Here is a 17,602-nt window from a genome sequence, read left to right as displayed (position 1 = left end):
TGTGCTTTAGTTCCTTCATTCTCTCATTTAAAGTGGATGTTTGAGTGGTTTATCCGACACACTACCTTTGATTTCGCTACTCTCCAGATGTACGGAGTTTTTTCAAAAATCAAATAGGAGTCCTATACTATGGCGAAAAGCAAAAGGACTGGTATCCAGTCCTTTATTATTTTGATTTAAGGTTTTTATCTTAATAACGGGATTTTTTGGTTTTTAACTTTTGCTTTTTACGCCGACGTTCGCTAGCAGCAACTGCATGTTCCACCGGATAACCGACTACAGGAATTACCTGATATTTGCGTTCTTGTTCTAATTTTTTCAGTTCAGTGTAATCAACCCAATGAATGCAATCAACTGGACAAGTGTCAATTGCTTCTTGAATAATTTCCTCAGCATCCCCATCTTGCCGAACCACGCGCGATCGCCCGTAATCTGGTTCAATGTAAAAGGTGTTACGTGCAACATGAGCGCAATGCTTGCAACCAATACAAGTGATTTCGTCAACATAAACACCATTTTGGCGCAGGAAACCGCCCAATTCCGGTTCTAAACCAGAACGTTCTGGGGCATCCCGTAAAAAACCCCCTAATTCTGGTTCCAAACCGGAACGATTTTCTTCTTGTTCTTCAAGCGACGGCAGAAAATCAGCCATTACGCACTCCAGCGCTGTACTACCAGGCGAATTGAACCATCTTCATTTTTTTGTTGTTCAGAGACTTGAAAACCAACACGAGCGGTTTCTTTCACAACTGTTTGATAAGCATAGCGCTGTGTTACCTGGCGTAAAAATCCGTCCACAGACAGGTTTTGCTGCCAATATTGCAAATCAGCCACCAGTTCATATTCCAAGCCATTCCATCTAAAACCGATGTCATAGCCATTTTCCTGCTCAATACTAACTTCCGCAGGATGGGTTTGACCGCGATAGCCACGGACTTGGCGTGGGCCGGGTTTCCAGTCTATGCCCAATTCAGTCAGAGCATCTTTCAAAGAATCAAGGTTACGGATTTGAGTCTTAATTTGGCTAAAGTGTGACATGATGGTTGTGAATTAATTACACTAAACTACTGTGAAAACTTACCAATCGCTGTAAGTGGTGTGTGTATTCGCCACATTAGATTGCTGCACCTTGGCGGCGAAATATTCTGAGGTTGGCTCATGATTAAGTACTTGCCCCAGCTGTGCCTCTATTGCTGCTGTAACCTCAGCGCAAGAAGCACCCACAATGCCAGTGACTTTTTCTTGTACCCGACCGTCTGGATAGATTATGAACTCTAATGTCTCCATGCTCTTGGCCAACCACGATAAGTACGCTTAAATTCTACTGCCTTAGCAGAAGGCTACAAATATAGCCGTAGGAACATTTTTACTTAGATACAAACTTACCATTTGTTAAATAATGTTCCATCTCTCAACATATATATCTTAGAATCTTTACAAAAATTATTAATTTTGTAAGCAGTCACATCAGTATTTAGTTAGTCTCTCTTAACCTCATCGATTAGTCAAGGTAACAACTGAGTTTGCCAAGTAAGCGGCAAAAGTCCTCAAGATAAGCATTACAGGTAATATAGCCAGCAAGGCAATTTACAAAAATATAAATTTTATTGAAAAACTTTATCACTACCATTAGATTTACCTTATTCTCTTAAGGTTTTCCAGGTAGGTTGGATGTAGCGCGGTGTCAGCCTACAGCAATGGCTACCACATCATATTTTGCCCAACGTACCGTAATCAGGTACTTGAGGGGGCAATAGAGATAGAGCTAAAAAGAATTCTTGGTGAAACTTGTCAAACCTATGGTTGGACGCTCTACGCGATTGAGATCATGCCTGACCATGTTCATGTGTTTGTGCAGGCAGACCACACCACAGCACCAGTAGAATTGCCAAAACGATGAAATCAATCTCTGCTGTGCATATATTCAGCACCTTTAAGGATTTAAAAAAGCGTAGATTTTGGGGTTCTGGATTGTGGAGCGATGGAACGTTTTACTCTTCTGTGGGCGGAGCATCAGAGGAAGCAGTTAAGCAATATATTGCAACTCAAAAACAACGCGGATAGTGTTAATGGGGTATCGAACCCCATTATCTAACCGTGCTTACATCCTCACCCACAAGGGGATGAGGTTTTACGCACGATCTATAAAAAATAGAGCCGTGGGGCATCCGGTTCTTAAAGCTCAACGCCTCCTAAGCAGTAGCCGGATTGGTTGAGAAGCCCACACTGTACCTGTACTCAGGTCAGTGTGTGGAGTATGTCACACTGCGATCGCCAGAATATAAAAAACCTTTAAATATAAGCAAATTTTGGGTTTTCTTGGATCAATGCTAATTCCAGTGCTGCGTAGGCGTAGCCCGTCGTAGACATCGCTTGCTCACGGCTAACACTGGGAAAATGATCTAAAAACTCATTTAGGGAATCACCTGCTTCTAGATAATCAAGCAAGGTCTTAATTGGTACGCGAGTTCCAACAAAGACAGTAGTTCCCCCTAATATATCGGGGTCACTGTGAACAATACGCGATGTTGGTACCATAAAAACTCTAGACATTTATTTGTCAATATTTCGCTATGATCCTAACTCGGAATTACTACTACTGTAATAAGCGTAGGCAGATCATCGTTGTAAATATGGCACTCTATAATTTATTAAACCATCGTGGGCACTATAATAGGCGATCGCTTTGAACACAGAAACTTTGCTTGAGATAACTAACGATTACAGTTGCAATCTCATAACCATCCGGTGTGTGCGATTCTTAGACACATTATTCAGCAAAAATTTCAGCCAAAGTATCTAAAACTGCTTTTTGTTCATCAGAGTCATCAGTGTTTACACTACAATAGGCGATCGCTTTTCGTCCTATATCTAGTCCGTTTGCTCCAATGATGTATTAACCTGCATAGCTGCGGAAAGCTGCTTAGAATAGTAGTGATAGAGAGGATTGTAATTATGAACGTCGTCATTCCTAATGAAATACTAACCGCAACTCGGATGACTGAAGGCGAAATGAAGCAGGAAATTGCGGTGATGCTTTTTCAAAAAGAAAAGTTAACCCTTGCTCAAGCCAGTCGATTTGCAGGCATGAATCGTATAGCATTTCAGCATCTACTTGCAAGTCGTCAAATTTCAGTGCATTACGGTGTGGAGGATTTTGAACAAGATATAGAAAACTTGCGGACGATGGGTAGACTGTGATCATTGTCAGTGATACTTCGCCCATCAATAACCTCGCCGCCATTAACCATCTTCATTTACTACAACAGCTTTACGGAACAGTTCTAATTCCTGAAGCTGTCTACCGAGAACTAACTGATCCCAACTTTCCAGTTGCAGGCGCAACTGAAGTACAAACTTTTATCTGGATTCAAACTTGTCCAGTTCAAGATCGTATACTGGTTGAAGCATTCAGCAATGAACTGGATATTGGTGAAGCTGAAGCGATTGCTCTAGCACTGGAAATGAAAGCAGATCAAGTTTTGATTGATGAACGTCGTGGTCGTATGGTTGCGGCTAAAGTAAATCTCAGCTACACAGGGATTTTAGGAATCTTGGTTGAAGCTAAAAGTCAAAAGCTAATTTCTGCCGTGAAACCTCTGTTAGATGCTCTAATTAACCAAGCAGGATTCTGGGTGGCGAAACCTTTATACAAGAGGGTTTTACAGCTTGTTGATGAAAATTAATTTTTGATACTGTACAAGTAGCTTACATAAAAAAACATCAGTCAGCCAAAGAACCCAGGATAATGAATCATAATTAACCTCTATAGCTTTGAGCTATCAGCCATCAGCCACCAGTTACAACCCGGAAACTGAGATGCAGAATGCTAAAGGCTTTTGATTCAACTTAACCAATTGACTATGAATTCTGAAAAAGTCAAAAATTCTCTAAATATTTCGCCAGCGATACGCATAGGAGTACTAGGTTTCGGCGGACTCGGACAAGCCGCCGCCAAGGTACTTGCTGCTAAACAGGAAATGATTTTAGTCGCCGCAGCAGATCAAAAAGGTTACGCTTACGCTGCTGAAGGTTTAAATACTCAAGAATGCATTGCAACCTACCAGTCCCAAGGTTCGGTAGGTCATTTAGAGCCAGTTGGTACGTTAACAAATCAAAGTATTCAGAATGTAATTGAAATAGCTCAACCTGTGGATGGGTATTTTCTGGCTTTACCCAACCTACCAAATGATTTTATCCCCTCTGTTGCCAAAGAGTTTATCAAATCTGGTTGGCGTGGGGTGCTAGTGGATGCGATTAAGCGCACCACTGCTGTAGAACAACTACTGGCGATGAAAGAAGAACTGCAAGCAGCCGGGATTACCTACATGACAGGCTGTGGTGCAACACCCGGACTGTTAACCGCCGCAGCAGCTTTAGCCGCCCAAAGTTACGCCGAAATTCATCAAGTTGAAATTACCTTTGGGGTGGGAATTGCCAACTGGGAAGCTTACCGCGCCACCGTTCGGGAAGACATTGGCCACATCCCTGGTTATACAGTGGAAACTGCCAGGGCGATGACTGACGCAGAAGTAGAAGCACTACTAGATAAAACTAATGGCGTGCTTACCTTGACGAATATGGAACACGCTGATGATGTGATGCTAGAGGTAGCGGGAATAGTGGGGCGCGATCGCGTTACTGTTGGTGGTGTAGTCGATACTCGCAATTCTAAAAAGCCCCTCAGCACCAACGTTAAGGTAACAGGGCGCACCTTTGAAGGTAAAATTTCCACCCATACCTTTACTCTGGGAGATGAAACTAGTATGGCAGCTAATGTCTGCGGCCCTGCCTTTGGCTATCTCAAAGCTGGTAGACAATTGCACCAACGCGGCATTTATGGAATATTCACTGCTGCCGAAATTATGCCCCAATTTGTCAGGTAATAGTTAGGAGTAGAGACGCGATTAATCGCGTCTGTACAGGAGTTAGGAGTTAAAAATATAAAATCGCAAATTTTGAGCCTCTGAATCTGCTCCAAACTTGCGATTTTAAACTCCAAACTCCTTAGTGTTAACTTCTAACTTTTTCTAAGCTGGTGGAAGTTCTGGAGAGAAAATATCTGTGGAATTCTTTTCAAGCAGCGAATCTGATGCTTGTATAATAAATGGAAGTTCCGCCCCTACAAGTCCTCGTTGGATGCGTTCTAAAGTCTCACTAAAAACGACAAACAGAGGATATATAGTATTAGCTCCTTCACTCAAAATATGACTGTGATAAAGAGGCATTAACCACTCATAATCATTGTCTAGCCAAACTTGAGTTTTTCGCCAACGTCCTAACAAATCAGAAAAGTCTTCATCAGCACGATGAATAAAGACTAGGATTTCTGCTCCAGTTTTGATTTTCCACTCTGGATCGCACATCAAAATTGCCACATCACAAGGTAAGCAAATCGTTTGTGAGGCTGTTGTAGCAGTATTGCGAAGGCGGACAATTGGCAAGGGGATAGTGATGACACTTTCATTTGGACGGCGCAGACTGGGAATCATCTCCAAGTATGGCCGATATTGCTTTAGTAAGGCGATCACAGCTAGATGATTGCTGTACTCTGCCAAACTCGCTTCGTAGTGAGATTTTTGCACAGTCATAGTTTATTAAATAGTGAGGAGACGCGATTAATCGCGTCTGTACAGGAGTTAAGAATAAAATTAATCAGTTAGGAGCTAAAAATTAGAAATAAAAAGTTTTAATTCCTAACTCGTAACTTATAACTCTTAACTTTTAATCCTTTATCCCATCTTTTCAAATACCTTAAACATAGGTAAATACATTGCTAGCAAAATGGTTCCAACCATTCCCCCTACAAATACAATCATAACTGGTTCCAAAATACTGGTCATTGCTTTTACTGCTTGCTCGACTTCATCTTCATAGAAATCGGCAACTTTCATCAACATTCCATCTAATTCTCCAGTTTCTTCTCCGATACTAATCATCTGAATTGCCATAGCCGGAAAAACGCTATCTTTTTGTAAAGCAATGCTAATCATACCTCCTTGTTGAATCTCCATACGGGCTGCATCTATGGCATTGGCAATCACTTTGTTTCCTGATGTATCTCGGACAATTTCCAAACAAGTTAAAATTGGTACACCTGAACGAGTCAAAGAACCAAAAGTTCGGCTAAAGCGGGCAACCGCAGATTTTTGAATTAAGTCACCAAACAACGGCATCTTGAGGGAAAGACGATCAATTGTTAAGCGACCGACAGGAGTTTTACTGTATTGTGTAAAGGCAATTTTCAATCCTATAAGAACAGCGATAAGCACGAAAACCTTCGGGCTTCTTAAAAATAGACTAGTATCCATCAAAAATTGCGTTAGAGGTGGTAATTCAGTTCCAATTTCTGTAAAAATCTTCGCAAAAACAGGAATCAGAAAAATGGTCATACCGAGAAAGATAGCAAGTGCGATAAAACCCACAACACTTGGATAAGATAATGCTGATTTAATTTGGTTTTGTAAGCGGGCAACATCTTCTAACAACTTGGCTAAACGATTCAATACTTCGTCTAGAACACCACCAACTTCGCCAGCTTGAATCATACTCACATATAATCCATCAAAGCAGTCAGGATGCTTCCGCATTGACTCTGAAAGATTCATTCCGCTTTGAACATCGTTGCTAATCTCAATCAGGGCTTGTTTCAGTTTAGTATTACTACACTGCTCAGAAAGTACTCCTAAACTTCTAACGATCGCAACTCCCGCATTCATCAAAACGGCAAATTGACGGGAAAAAACGGCTTTGTCTTTCACAGAAACCTTAACAAAGGAATTCTGGATTTTTTTTAAATCAAAATTCGGCTGAAATCCTTGAAATTGTTTGAGTTCTTGGACTACAAAACCTTGATCTCTGAGATTGGTACGAGCTTGCGCCAAGGATTCGGCAACAATTTTTTCTGTTCGGGATTTTCCTTGAGAATCCCGAACGCGGGCAACGTAGGTTGGCATAAATCAATTCAAAATAGTCGTTATTTATTATTGGGCATTGGGCATTGGGCACAAGGAAAAGACTTACTGCAACTTCCTCATCCCCCTCATCTCCCTCATCTCCCCAGTTCCTCTAATGCGCTTTGGCAGCTGCACCGAGTTTCGCACCTGCTGCTTGGGGCGGTACAGAAGTACCGATGAGACGTTGGATTTCATCTGGCTTAGAAGTTTTAGACATCGCCGCTTCAAAGGAAATCGTTCCTGCTTTGTAAAAATCGGCTAAAACCTTCTCCAGAGTTTGCATTCCCAATTTGCCGCCAGTTTGAATAGCCGAGTAAATTTGAGATGTTTTGCCTTCTCGAATCAAGTTGGAAATAGCAGGAGTGACAATCAGAATTTCTTGAGCCATTACCCGACCATATTCACCGGGTTTAGGGTTTTTCTTGGATACTAAAGTTTGGCTAAATACCCCCACTAAAGAGTTAGACAATTGCACCCGCACTTGGGTTTGTCTTTCATGGGGGAAAACGTCGATAATCCGGTCAACAGTTTGGGCGGCGGAACTGGTGTGTAGCGTACCAAATACCAAGTGTCCTGTTTCCGCTGCGGAAATCGCCAAAGAAATCGTTTCCAAATCCCGCATTTCCCCCACCAGAATAATATCTGGGTCTTCCCGCAGGGCTGCTTTCAAAGCATTAGCAAAGCTCTTAGTATCTTCTCCCAGTTGCCGTTGGTGAACCAAGCTTTTAATTGGTTCATATACAAATTCAATTGGATCTTCCACCGTTAAAATATGCTCTGCCTTGGTGCGGTTAATCAAGTCAATCATTGCCGCTAGGGTAGTTGTCTTGCCGGAACCTGTAGGGCCTGTGACTAGAATAAGTCCTCTGGGCTTATCGCACATTTCCCGCACTATATCTGGCAGACCTAATTTTTCAAAGTTAGGAATTTTAGAACTTAATGCCCGTAAACAAGCGGCATAAGCACCACGTTCTTTATAGACATTCACCCGGAACCGAGCCAAACCCTTAACACCATAAGAACAATCCAATTCCCAGGTCTGCTCTAAGGTTTTACGTTGGGTGTTGTTGAGCATACTAAAAATCAGCCTTTGACATTGATCGGCTGTCAATACATGCTCACCTATGGGGGTGAGTTTGCCACTGATGCGGAAGTAGGGAGGCAAACCTGCGGATAAATGCATATCCGAGCCACCCATTTCAATCAACTGTTCCATCAGGTCTTCAATCATCATTTCCATAGTTCTGCTTCCTTTTAATGTTTTATTTGTCCTTTGTTATTTGTCAGTTGTCATTTGTCAGTCGTCATTTGTTTAAAGTTACTAAACATCGACTAATGACCAATGACCAATGACTAATGACCAATGACCAATGACCAATGACCAATGACTATTAGTCTTAAAACCGAGATGTCATACAGTAGGGACAATCCAGCCATTCTGGTTTCAATGTGGCCTCGCAAGTCCGGCAGGTAAGACCAGTCTTGCGTTTGGCTTTTAACTCGGCTTCCAAACCAGTATCAGTAAACGTCACCCGTTCTACTTCTTCTAGAGTGGTAGAACCTTGGCGCACTAAGTCCAAACTGTAAGCCAGCAAAGTTTTCATGCCCTCTTCTATTGCCACTTCCTTGATGCGTTCCGTGGGTGCATCTTCGTTGATGAGAGTTTGCAGGTTTTCGGTGACTCGCATGACTTCATAAACACCACAACGCCCTTTGTAGCCGACCCCATTACATTTTGAGCAAAGCTGATTTTTGGTTTTGGCTTCGGCGATCGCATCTAATGTCAAGGTGTTAGCCTTATAGAAAGTAACTCCAACATCTGAGGAAGCTGATAGACCATAACGACCTAATTCTTCGGTTGTGGGAGTGTAGGCAATACGACATTCAGAACATACACGCCGCACCAAACGTTGAGCTAAAACACCAATTAGGGAACTAGAAACCATGAAAGGCTCAATCCCCATTTCTCCCAAACGAGCGATCGCACCTGGGGCATCATTGGTATGTAAGGTAGTTAATACCAAGTGACCGGTTAACGCAGCTTCAATTGCTGTTTTTGCCGTTTCCTTGTCCCGCGTTTCACCCACCAGCAGCACATCTGGATCTTGCCGCAAGAAAGCCCGCAAAGCGGTAGCAAAATCCAGCCCTTTTTCCCGAATCACCTGTACTTGAGTAATCCCTGGAAGACTGTACTCAATGGGGTCTTCTACAGTACTGATATTAATTCCGGGATCATTCTTTTCTGATAATGCAGAATACAGCGAAGTAGTTTTCCCAGAACCAGTTGGCCCAGTTACCAAAATTAGACCAAAGGGACGGCTGACCATATCCTTGACAATATTCAAAGTCTCTGGATCGGTAATTAACTTATCTAATCCCAGTTGGGTGGAGGAGTTATCCAAAATCCGCAGCACCACCTTTTCCCCGTAGCGACTAGGCAAGGTATTCACACGGAAGTCCACCTTACGTCCCTCAAACAGCCGCCGGATGCGTCCATCTTGGGGTAGACGGCGTTCAGCAATGTCTAGATTGGAGATGATTTTAAATCGGGCTGTCACCGCCGGGATGATTTTTTTCGGTAGGGGATCGAAAGCTTCGCGCAGTACGCCATCTTTCCGAAAGCGAATGCGTAAGTTTTCTTCTTGCGGTTCGATATGAATGTCAGAAACGCCCTCATGCAACGCTTTAGCCAAGATTCTGTTAACTAGGTTAATCACTGGGGCATCCTCTGCACCCTTCATCGCTGCCCCTAGATCAGCCTCCATTTCTTCAGGAGCATCCGAAATATCGAGATTTCCGAGGTTTTCTAAATCCTGATTAATATCTGTAAACTTTTCTTGTTCCAGGTGCTTTTGCTTAACAGCCATTTCATCCAGATATTGGTTGATTAGCTGTTGGTAGTCTTCCTGTGTAATCACCATGCGCTGCAACGCCAAGCCTTGGGGGCGCAAGATGCGATTCAGGTCATCAGAAGCCTCTAGATTATCTGGAGCGACCATCGCCACTAAAACTGAGGGCGGGGTTTGGTCTTCGTGTTTCGATAGTGGTACTAAACGGTGGCGACGGCAAATATCCACTGGGATGAGGGTTTCAATCAGGTTCGCCATCTCAGTGTTGCCAAAGGAATTGACTTCCGGATCAAGGAATTCAACACCGTATAGTATTTTAAGTTCAAATAGCTGCTGTTTTTTGTATTGCCTGAGCAACTCAGGTGATAGTTGTTGCCCAGTGATTGACTCTAGTACTTCCGTTAAGGGTCTGCCAGATTTGCGGCTTTCAATTAGTGCCTGCCTCATCTGTTCGGTATTGACATAGCCAGATTGCACTAGCTTGTTGCCGAAGGGCGAAAACTCTGTTCTGGTAGTTAGAGCGGTACTGCGCCGTTGTGGTGACGAGTAAGTCATAAATGAGCGAATGAGTAGGAAAACCTCTGCTTAAAGTATTCCCAGGCTGTGAGACAGAATTCTCATTTACCAAAAAAGTCCTGAGTCACGTCGCTTTGCTCCGAATTCAAAATTCAAAATGACGCTCGCAGACTCGCTAACGCTGCGCTAACAAAATTCAAAATTAAAGATATTTTCAAATAAGATAAAGGGCGAGTCACATTCAGCGCTCCTCTTGCAAATTACTCGTTCGGGTTCCCGCCTTAGTGGCGTCTGGGCTAAGGTGTTCACCATTTGTCACAATAAGAGGACGGTTACATCATTTTCAGAAACTTGTCGGCAATAAAATCAGCCTCAGTGGCAAGCCGTGGATGACGACGGTTGCAAGCTGTGGAGATACACTGCCATAAAAAGCATCTGGAATGAGTAGACAATGATGGATGAAAATAAACAAATAAACAATACAAGCCAGCAATTGGGTGAACCAACAGAGGTAAAGCAAGCAATGAAGAGTGACTCCCCAGCCCAAATTAATTTCAATGAATCTGGTAGCGAGGTGACAGAGCAAGTGACAGCCCAAACCAATGTATCGGGGGATACGGCTAATCTCAATCCAGAAAATAGCGTCGCTGCAAGTGAGAAAACTGGAGTGGAAACAGCAGCTTTGGCAGAACTGACTCAACAAATCGACTCTCTCAAAACGCAACTAGAAGAGCGTAGTACTCAATATATGCGGATTGCCGCTGATTTTGAGAATTACCGGAAACGTACCAGCAAAGAAAAAGAAGAGTTAGAGACACAGATCAAGCGGAACACCATTCTGGAATTACTGCCAGTGGTTGATAATTTTGAGCGGGCCCGATCGCACCTCAAACCGCAATCTGAAGGCGAAATGACCATGCACAAAAGTTACCAAGGCGTTTACAAACAATTAGTAGATAGCCTGAAACGCTTGGGTGTATCACCAATGCGTCCTGAAGGTCAAGAATTTGATCCTAACCTCCATGAAGCAGTAATGCGCGAACCTACGGATGAACATCCTGAAGGAACAGTGTTAGAAGAGTTAGTGCGCGGATATTACTTGGGCGATCGCGTGCTACGCCATGCAATGGTCAAAGTAGCTGCTCCCAAGGAAGATACACCTTCTGCACCAGAAGATCAGTCGAGTCAAGCCAACAGTTAAGCTGTAATCGCTCGCCTCGCTGACCTAAAGTGCCTGGGTTCTAGCAAGGACGAGTATCGCGTACCTAAAATTTGGGCAAGGCTTTGGATAACTCTCTGTGTTTCAACTTCTCTTTTGCTACCAGCAATAAGGGTTCCACAGACGTTATCCGCTAGCCTTGGTTCGTAAAAAAAAAGTTAGTCCGCGACATATTACAGCAGTTCAACTCGGTAAAAATACTGATAATTATGGGAAAAGTTATTGGGATCGACTTAGGCACTACTAACAGTTGCGTCGCAGTTTTGGAAGGCGGTCAACCATTGGTGATCTCCAATTCTGAAGGTGGACGAACTACTCCAAGTATTCTGGGATTCGGGAAGAGTGGCGATCGCTTGGTTGGTCAATTGGCAAAGCGCCAAGCCGTAACCAATGCCGAAAACACAATTTACAGTATTAAACGATTTATCGGGCGGCGTTGGGAAGACACTGAAATAGAACGCGATCGCGTCCCCTATAACTGCATCAAAGGTCGAGACGATACCGTTGATGTCCAAATTCGCTCAAAAAATTACACGCCACAAGAACTATCCGCCATGATCCTGCAAAAGCTCAAGCAGGATGCGGAAAGCTTTTTGGGTGAGGAAGTCACTCAGGCAGTGATTACCGTACCAGCATATTTCACAGATGCCCAAAGACAAGCAACTAAAGATGCTGGCACGATTGCAGGACTAGAAGTCCTGCGAATCATCAATGAACCAACAGCTGCGGCTTTAGCTTTCGGATTGGACAAGCAAGACCAAGAGCAGCTAATTTTAGTATTTGACTTGGGAGGCGGAACCTTTGACGTATCGATTCTGCAACTGGGGGATGGCGTTTTTGAAGTTAAGGCAACTTGTGGTAACAACCACTTAGGTGGAGACGACTTTGATAATGCGATCGTGCTTTGGATGATGGAACGCTTCCAGCAACAAGAGAAAATCGACCTTTCCCAAGATAAGATGGCACTGCAACGCCTGCGGGAGGCAGCAGAAAAGGCAAAAATTGAACTCTCCAGCATGGTAAATACCTCCATCAACTTGCCATTTATAACGGCTGATGACACCGGGCCAAAGCATCTGGAGATGGAACTGGGCCGTTCTAAATTTGAAGAACTGGCAGGCAAATTAATTGAAGGTACCATCGAACCAATGATCCAAGCGCTCAAAGATGCGGATCTCAAACCACAAGCCATAGATCGGATTATTTTAGTAGGTGGTTCTACCCGTATTCCCGCAGTCCAAAATGCGCTGATTAAGTTTTTCAACGGCAAAGCTCCTGATCGCTCTATCAACCCTGACGAAGCCATAGCATTGGGAGCGGCTATCCAAGCAGGTGTGTTGGGTGGTGAAGTAGATAATCTCTTACTATTGGATGTCACTCCTCTGTCCTTGGGAATTGAAACCTTGGGTGAAGTGTTCACCAAAATTATTGAACGCAACACCACAATTCCCACTAGTAAATCACAAATTTTTTCCACAGCAGTTGATGGGCAAACCTCGGTGGAAATTCACATCCTCCAAGGTGAACGGGCAATGTCACGAGATAACAAGAGTCTCGGCAAGTTTTTGCTAGCAGGAATTCCCCCATCACCCCGTGGTGTGCCACAAATTGAAGTATCCTTTGAAATCGATGTTAACGGCATCCTGAAGGTTTCTGCCCAAGACAAAGGTACAGGTAGAGAACAAAGTATCAGGATTACCAATACAGGTGGTTTGAGTACCAACGAAGTCGAACGGATGCGCCAAGAGGCCGAACTGTTTTCCGACGAAGATAGAAGACGTAAAGAACTGGTTGAACTCAAAAACCAAGCAGATAATCTGTTGTTCAGTTACGAATCCACCATCAAGGATAATAGCAACTTTATCGGCGACCAAATGAAAACTTTGGCCAGTGAAAAAGTTTCACAACTCCAAGCTGCAATGATTGACACCAGCATCTCCACTGTGGAATTTAAGCAGCGCTTAGACGACTTCCAACAAACCCTGTTTGCAATTGGTGCTGATGTCTATAACCGAGCTAACAGCCAAAATGAGGAGACTGAAGAGGCTTCAGCTAGTCTGTTTACTCCAGAAGTAGACTCACCAATGAATGGCACACTAATACCACAATTCAACTTTGATTTTGACGAAGAAAGTACTGCCCAGGTTGATTATGAGGCGATAGATTAGGGGTTGGGCATTGGGCATGGGGCATGGGGCATTGGGACAAGGAGAATTGGGGACAAGGGGAAAGACTTGTTGCAAGTTCTCACTCAACAAGTCACCTTGTCACTTGGTCACCTTGTCTTCCCTGCTTCCTCTGCCTCCCCTGCTTCCCCTGCCTCCCCTGTTCCCAGTCCGCAATTCCCTAAGTTGCAGATTTTTATTAAGACACTTTAATATATCTATTAATTGATTATAAATTTAGCGAAGTTTCACAAGACCCCGACGGTTTGCTAGATTGTAGAAGCAAATTACTTTGGGCTAGGCAGTCTGCCAATTCAGATGCACTTCCATTGCATATAGGTGGTTTTCCACACCTAATGGTGCGGCTAGCCCCTTTGTTGATGGCCGGGGTTTTCCTCTGCTACGTAGCACAATTGTAAAAGAGACAGCCGACTCGGCAGTGAGAAGTCTGAGCATAAGGCTTCCCCCGCTCTTAACTTCTATCGCTTTTGTCGTCTCCCACGAGGAAAGCACCTGTTGCTCAAGATTTGTCGGTGATTTTTGTAAAGGGTAAAGGGTAAAATCAGTTATTAACAAAAATTAATTTTATCTTCTGCCTAACCTCCGGCAAGCCGCTCTCTAAAGAATACTGTGTTGCTCTTGCAATCTGTAGGCAAAACACTTTTCTGTAGGGTAGCAAGTGACCGTGACGTTCTACTGCCCTTCGGGTTCGCCAGTCGCTTATGGGGGGAACCACGCCACTTGCTCATGGGGGAAACCCCCAAGACCGCAGTGGCTCCCCAAGATCGCGCAGGCTCACCTTCTGCTTTCTTCCTTCTAACTTTTACCTTTGCTATATGGCCCGCGACTATTATGAAATCCTGGGTGTCTCTCGTGACACCGACAAAGAAGAGATCAAACAAGCCTATCGCCGTTTAGCCCGAAAGTATCACCCAGACGTGAACAAAGAACCGGGGGCGGAGGATCGCTTTAAAGAAATTAACCGCGCTTATGAGGTACTCTCAGAGCCAGAAACCCGCGCTCGTTACGATCGCTTTGGCCCAGAGGGTGTGTCAGGTGCTGCTGGCTCAGGCTTCCAAGATGTGGGCGATATGGGTGGTTTTGCCGATATCTTTGAAAGCATTTTTAGCGGCTTTGCTGGCGGTATGGGTAATCCCACGCAACAAAGACGGCGCAGTGGGCCTGCTAGGGGTGATGACCTGCGGCTAGACCTGAAGTTAGACTTTCGGGAAGCGGTATTTGGCGGGGAAAAAGAAATTCGCATTTCCCATCTAGAAAATTGTGAAGTTTGTAGCGGTTCTGGTGCTAAACCTGGAACCCGCCCCCGGACTTGTTCTACTTGTACCGGATCGGGTCAAGTACGCCGTGTTACCAGAACACCTTTTGGCAGTTTCACCCAAGTCTCAACTTGTCCCACCTGTAATGGGACAGGGATGGTAATTGAAGATAAGTGTGATGCCTGTGATGGTAAAGGCGCAAATCAAGTCACAAAGAAACTCAAAATTACCATTCCCGCAGGGGTGGATAATGGCACACGCTTGCGGATTTCTAGTGAAGGAGACGCTGGCCAACGCAGTGGCCCTCCTGGGGATTTATACGTTTACTTGTTCGTAAATGAGGACGAAGAATTCCAACGGGATGGCATTAATATTCTCTCGGAAATCAAACTTAGCTATCTGCAAGCGATTTTAGGTTGTCGGTTAGAGGTAGATACGGTAGATGGGCCTGTGGAACTGATCATTCCGGCTGGAACCCAACCCAATACGGTGATGAAGTTGGAAAATCGCGGCGTACCCCGTTTGGGTAATCCCGTTAGTCGAGGGGATCATATGCTGACAGTATTAATTGATATTCCCAACAAGGTCACCCCTGAGGAGAGGGAACTGTTGGAGAAGCTGGCTAAAATTAAGGGAGATCGCACTGGTAAAGGCGGTCTAGAAGGATTCTTGGGAAATTTATTTAAGTAATGAAGCCCTCTTCTCTTTTAACTCCCGATGCTCAACTTGATTTACGCGGCACCCCTTGCCCAATTAATTTCGTGCGGACAAAACTACGTCTGGAGAAAATGCCATTGGGAGGTTTGCTAGAAGTCTGGCTAGACCCCGGTGAGCCGATTGAGCAGGTTCCGGATAGTCTGACAATGGCAGGTTATCAGGTGGAACAAATTACAGACTGTAGTAGTTATTTTTCTCTGTTAGTACGCCGTCCACTTGCTGGCCAATGATAGGGGAAAATTTTGCCGCAACTGGACAGTTATTGGGTACGGTGGTGGCTGTACAGGCTAATTTTTACCGAGTACAGCTGGATGAAGAGGATGGGAAGATGAGGGAGATGAGGGAGATGAGGGAGATGAGGGAGATGGGGGAGCAAGATCCTCCTCATCTTCCTTATCCCCCTCTGCTGCTTTGTACTCGCCGAACACGTCTGAAAAAAATCGGGCAACAGGTGATGGTAGGCGATCGCGTTGTGGTAGAAGAGCCAGATTGGGCTGGGGGACGGGGTGCGATCGCTGATGTTTTACCCCGCCAAAGTGAATTGGATCGTCCAGCGATCGCCAATGTCAACCAAATCCTATTGGTATTTGCCGTTGCTGATCCGCCTTTGGAACCTTATCAACTGAGTCGGTTTCTGATTAAGGCTGAGTCTACAGGCTTAGATGTACTTTTATGTTTGAATAAAAGTGATTTAATTTCACAGCAGGAACAGCAGCAAGTTAGCGATCGCCTCCTTGGTTGGGGCTATGAGCCAATATTTATTAGCGTTAAAGATGGTATAAATACCGACCAAGCAGCCAGATATTTGAGTAATAAAATTACCGTAATTGCTGGCCCTTCCGGTGTGGGTAAATCCAGCCTGATTAATTCGCTGATTGATTCTGCAAAGCTGCGAGTGGGAGAAGTTTCTGGCAAACTAGCTCGTGGTCGTCATACCACTCGCCATATAGAATTATTTGAGTTGCCTAACGGTGGAATGCTTGCAGACACCCCCGGCTTTAATCAGCCGGACATGGATTGTATCCCAGAAGAATTAATCCATTATTTCCCAGAAGCAAGAAAGCGGTTAGCAGTTGCTAGCTGTAGGTTTAGCGATTGTCTGCATCGAGACGAGCCGGAATGTGCAGTGCGGGGAGACTGGGAACGATATGAACATTATTTAGAATTTTTGTCCGATGCGATCGCTCGTCAAACTCAGCTGCACCAACAAGCTGATCCTGAATCTACCATGAAGTTAAAAAGCAAAGGCAAAGGGCAGAGTCAATACGAACCCAAGCTAGAAAGTAAAAAATATCGCCGAATTTCCCGCAAGACTCAGTTACAGGACTTGCAGGAATTATATCGGGATGAGGAATAGGGAGTGCGATGTCTACGACGGGCTGTGCCTACGCACTTCTATGTAAAGGTTGGTCACGATAGCATGGATACAAATAGAAAAACTATCTTGTATGTCTCAGCCCTTTGCTGCCACCCCTAGTTTACAAGCTGTCACTGAGAGTATAATTTTCCCACCAGGCGACATCTATAGTGACGAACCCCCTTGGGAATCTGATCTGCACCGCGAACAAATCGATTTACTTATCCGCCTCATCAAGTGGTGGTGGCGCGATCGTCAGGATTTTTATGCTACCGGCAACTTGACTATTTATTTCAGTCCTAACCAGAAAAAATCAGAAGAATTTCGAGGGCCTGATTTCTTTCTGGTTTTAGATACAGAAAAAAAAGAGCGCAAAAGCTGGGTTGTGTGGCAAGAAGACGGCAAATACCCCAATGTAATTATAAGAAAAATGCCGAAAACCCCTGAGAGACAGGTGCTAAGCACCGTATCTCGTACTTTAGGCAGGGGATGAAGGCTAACAACACCCTTTAGGGTGTTCTGAATTAATCTTTTTGGTGTGCTATG

16 protein-coding genes and 4 pseudogenes are annotated in these 17,602 nt (G+C 44.3%); 11 read left to right on the top strand and 9 right to left on the bottom strand.

Annotated elements, in window-relative coordinates; all coding sequences use genetic code 11:
- A pseudogene (locus LC586_RS35255) lies at positions 1-117 on the top strand (IS630 family transposase); the annotation flags it as partial.
- Between the two features lie 73 nt (positions 118-190).
- Here the strand turns inward: LC586_RS35255 and LC586_RS35250 are convergent.
- The 3 genes from LC586_RS35250 to LC586_RS35240 are packed head-to-tail and all read right to left on the bottom strand — an operon-like array spanning position 191 to position 1,287.
- Complete coding sequence (locus LC586_RS35250) at positions 191-652, bottom strand: ferredoxin (protein ID WP_229490137.1); 462 nt, start codon at positions 650-652, stop codon at positions 191-193.
- Positions 652-1,038 carry a DUF1257 domain-containing protein gene (locus tag LC586_RS35245; RefSeq protein WP_229490136.1) on the bottom strand — a complete coding sequence of 129 codons (387 nt, stop codon included), beginning with the start codon at positions 1,036-1,038 and terminating at the stop codon, positions 652-654. The genes LC586_RS35250 and LC586_RS35245 overlap by 1 nt, the downstream gene beginning before the upstream one ends.
- A gap of 39 nt (positions 1,039-1,077) precedes the next feature.
- Positions 1,078-1,287, bottom strand: a complete 210-nt coding sequence (locus LC586_RS35240; protein ID WP_012406943.1) for a DUF2997 domain-containing protein — start codon at positions 1,285-1,287, stop codon at positions 1,078-1,080.
- A gap of 394 nt (positions 1,288-1,681) precedes the next feature.
- Here LC586_RS35240 and tnpA point away from each other — a divergent pair.
- Positions 1,682-2,064: pseudogene (gene tnpA / locus LC586_RS42180) on the top strand (IS200/IS605 family transposase).
- Between the two features lie 228 nt (positions 2,065-2,292).
- Here the strand turns inward: tnpA and LC586_RS35225 are convergent.
- A complete protein-coding gene (locus LC586_RS35225; RefSeq protein WP_229490132.1) occupies positions 2,293-2,538 on the bottom strand; it encodes a DUF433 domain-containing protein in 246 nt (81 codons plus the stop codon).
- A 417-nt stretch (positions 2,539-2,955) separates the two neighbouring features.
- Between LC586_RS35225 and LC586_RS35220 the strand changes: the two genes are divergently transcribed.
- The 3 genes from LC586_RS35220 to bioU all read left to right on the top strand — a co-directional run bounded on the left by LC586_RS35220 (position 2,956) and on the right by bioU (position 4,886).
- Positions 2,956-3,201: a UPF0175 family protein gene (locus LC586_RS35220; RefSeq protein WP_229490131.1), complete on the top strand. Its 246-nt coding sequence runs from the start codon at positions 2,956-2,958 to the stop codon at positions 3,199-3,201.
- A complete protein-coding gene (locus LC586_RS35215) occupies positions 3,198-3,686 on the top strand; it encodes a PIN domain-containing protein (RefSeq protein ID WP_229490130.1) in 489 nt (162 codons plus the stop codon). Before LC586_RS35220 ends, LC586_RS35215 begins: the two co-directional genes overlap by 4 nt.
- A 177-nt stretch (positions 3,687-3,863) precedes the next feature.
- Positions 3,864-4,886, top strand: a complete 1,023-nt coding sequence (gene bioU, locus LC586_RS35210) for a (S)-8-amino-7-oxononanoate synthase BioU (RefSeq protein ID WP_229490129.1) — start codon at positions 3,864-3,866, stop codon at positions 4,884-4,886.
- 144 nt (positions 4,887-5,030) lie between these two features.
- Here the strand turns inward: bioU and LC586_RS35205 are convergent, their stop codons facing one another.
- The 4 genes and pseudogenes from LC586_RS35205 to LC586_RS35190 all read right to left on the bottom strand — a co-directional run bounded on the left by LC586_RS35205 (position 5,031) and on the right by LC586_RS35190 (position 10,360).
- On the bottom strand, positions 5,031-5,591 hold the full coding sequence (locus tag LC586_RS35205; RefSeq protein WP_229490127.1) for a hypothetical protein: 561 nt from the start codon (positions 5,589-5,591) through the stop codon (positions 5,031-5,033).
- A gap of 141 nt (positions 5,592-5,732) precedes the next feature.
- Positions 5,733-6,956: a type II secretion system F family protein gene (locus tag LC586_RS35200; protein WP_229490126.1), complete on the bottom strand. Its 1,224-nt coding sequence runs from the start codon at positions 6,954-6,956 to the stop codon at positions 5,733-5,735.
- A 112-nt stretch (positions 6,957-7,068) separates the two neighbouring features.
- Positions 7,069-8,199, bottom strand: a pseudogene (locus tag LC586_RS35195) (type IV pilus twitching motility protein PilT); the annotation flags it as partial.
- 154 nt (positions 8,200-8,353) lie between these two features.
- On the bottom strand, positions 8,354-10,360 hold the full coding sequence (locus LC586_RS35190) for a GspE/PulE family protein (RefSeq protein WP_229490124.1): 2,007 nt from the start codon (positions 10,358-10,360) through the stop codon (positions 8,354-8,356).
- 412 nt (positions 10,361-10,772) lie between these two features.
- Here LC586_RS35190 and grpE point away from each other — a divergent pair, with 412 nt between their 5' ends.
- A complete protein-coding gene (gene grpE / locus LC586_RS35185) occupies positions 10,773-11,522 on the top strand; it encodes a nucleotide exchange factor GrpE (RefSeq protein WP_229490123.1) in 750 nt (249 codons plus the stop codon).
- A gap of 227 nt (positions 11,523-11,749) precedes the next feature.
- Positions 11,750-13,708, top strand: a complete 1,959-nt coding sequence (gene dnaK / locus LC586_RS35180) for a molecular chaperone DnaK (RefSeq protein ID WP_229490122.1) — start codon at positions 11,750-11,752, stop codon at positions 13,706-13,708.
- A 294-nt stretch (positions 13,709-14,002) separates the two neighbouring features.
- Here dnaK and LC586_RS35175 read toward each other — a convergent pair whose 3' ends face one another.
- Entirely contained in the window at positions 14,003-14,161 is a 159-nt protein-coding gene (locus LC586_RS35175) for a hypothetical protein (RefSeq protein ID WP_229490121.1), read from the bottom strand.
- 380 nt (positions 14,162-14,541) lie between these two features.
- On the opposite strand from LC586_RS35175, the gene dnaJ reads away from it, so the two are divergent.
- The 4 genes and pseudogenes from dnaJ to LC586_RS35155 form a co-directional block, all read left to right on the top strand.
- Positions 14,542-15,672, top strand: coding sequence for a molecular chaperone DnaJ (dnaJ, locus tag LC586_RS35170; RefSeq protein ID WP_229490120.1), 1,131 nt, complete (start codon positions 14,542-14,544; stop codon positions 15,670-15,672).
- The gene (locus LC586_RS35165; RefSeq protein WP_229490118.1) at positions 15,672-15,929 is read left to right on the top strand and encodes a sulfurtransferase TusA family protein; all 258 of its coding nucleotides are present in this window, start codon (positions 15,672-15,674) and stop codon (positions 15,927-15,929) included. Before dnaJ ends, LC586_RS35165 begins: the two co-directional genes overlap by 1 nt.
- Positions 15,926-17,056, top strand: coding sequence for a small ribosomal subunit biogenesis GTPase RsgA (gene rsgA, locus LC586_RS35160; RefSeq protein ID WP_229490117.1), 1,131 nt, complete (start codon positions 15,926-15,928; stop codon positions 17,054-17,056). Before LC586_RS35165 ends, rsgA begins: the two co-directional genes overlap by 4 nt.
- A 91-nt stretch (positions 17,057-17,147) precedes the next feature.
- Positions 17,148-17,480 (top strand): annotated as a pseudogene (locus LC586_RS35155) (Uma2 family endonuclease); the annotation flags it as partial.
- Positions 17,481-17,602: the final 122 nt, after the last annotated feature.

Source organism: Nostoc favosum CHAB5714, from assembly GCF_020829495.1.
GTDB classification, from domain to species: Bacteria; Cyanobacteriota; Cyanobacteriia; order Cyanobacteriales; family Nostocaceae; genus Nostoc; species Nostoc favosum.
Note: the sequence above shows the minus strand (reverse complement) of the source record. Positions and strands in the feature narration are given on the sequence as shown.